This is a genomic window from Methyloceanibacter marginalis (genome assembly GCF_001723295.1).
Classification (GTDB): Bacteria; Pseudomonadota; Alphaproteobacteria; order Rhizobiales; family Methyloligellaceae; genus Methyloceanibacter; species Methyloceanibacter marginalis.
The window spans coordinates 1-1193 of the sequence record NZ_LPWD01000299.1; the positions used below are offsets into that span (position 1 = coordinate 1).

At 65.5% G+C, this 1193-nt stretch carries 2 protein-coding genes; both read right to left on the bottom strand.

The genetic code is table 11. The annotated features are described in order from the left end of the window. Window positions 1-130: 130 nt before the first annotated feature. On the bottom strand, window positions 131-349 hold the full coding sequence (locus AUC71_RS11220) for a hypothetical protein (RefSeq protein WP_069624334.1): 219 nt from the start codon (window positions 347-349) through the stop codon (window positions 131-133). A gap of 63 nt (window positions 350-412) precedes the next feature. Then, complete coding sequence (locus AUC71_RS11225; RefSeq protein ID WP_069624335.1) at window positions 413-1030, bottom strand: hypothetical protein; 618 nt, start codon at window positions 1028-1030, stop codon at window positions 413-415. Between the last annotated feature and the right edge of the window lie 163 nt (window positions 1031-1193).

Genomic DNA, 1193 nt, shown 5'->3' on the forward strand with positions numbered 1-1193 from the left:
CTCCGCCAGGGCGCTCGACGTGAACGCCGACATTGCCGGCTGCACCACCGCCTGCTGCTATCAGTACAATGTGTGCTTGCGGATGCGGAACTGCGGCTCGCGCATCATCAACTGCAATTAGGAGAGCCGGCTACGATTTGCGCCGGGCGGCGCGCTTCAGCGCAACTTCCGTCTCGGAGCCTTCCGCCGGATCGGTATTTTCGGTGATCATGGCGCCACCCTTCGGGAGGGTATCCACCCTGAGAAGACGCGCGGCGCGGTTTCCCCGTTGTGTCTCGGGCGCCTCGGGCCGGCTGACCGCCTCGTTGGCTTCCGCGACATTCCTGCGCTTCGGGGTTTTCTTGCTCATGGCGCTAATCCTTTCAGGGGATTCAACGCTTTGCAGCCCGTGCCGTTCCTCGCCAGACGGGCTTTAGCCGCCAGCAACCGGCGCCGACACTTCGTCGAGCTGGTCTTTGAGCAGGTCAGGCCCGAGATACTGGATGACCGATTTCTCCACGCCCTCGATTTCGTAGCGCAGCTTGAGCAGCAGCCCGCCGTAGGAATCGAAGAACTCGTCCACCGTGATGCCGTCCTCCCCGCCCATGGCCTCCGCCGGGAACGGAAACACGAGACGGAACGGGGTGTGGGCAGGCACCGTGCCCGGCGCGACGACGGCTGTCTGCGGGGCCGCACCCTCACCGGAGGGCGTCTGCTTCTTGTCCACCTGGAGCGAGAGCTTGAGGTCCGGCCGCTGCACGTCCGGCTTCAGCACGCCTTGGAGACCGGTCAATGGCTGATCGGAATTGTTCACGCCGCTCACGGACAGTCCGTTGATGCGGAACGACTCCGGCGTGCCCGACAAGGTGAACACGGCGCGCTCGGGCAAGGGAAGTTCGGGCTCGTTGAAGGTCCAGGTAATGCCGGAGAACGTCTCCTCGGGCGCGAGATCCGCAACCGTCGTGGTGCGGGCGCCCGCGCGCATGAGAAGGCCGCCGCCAACCAGCAGCCCGCCACACACCAGCAACACAGCCCCCGCGATAATCATCATCTGACTAAGATCGATATCCCTCGTTCGTGTCCATGCTTCAGCCCTTGCCTTCGCCCGTGCCCAGCTTTCCGTCTTAGCCCAAGGCTGGGCCCCGGCCCAAGCGCCCACGCGCCCGGCTTGTGTCCGCGTCCAGGCCCTGGCCTGCCCAGCCGCGCTGCGCGCT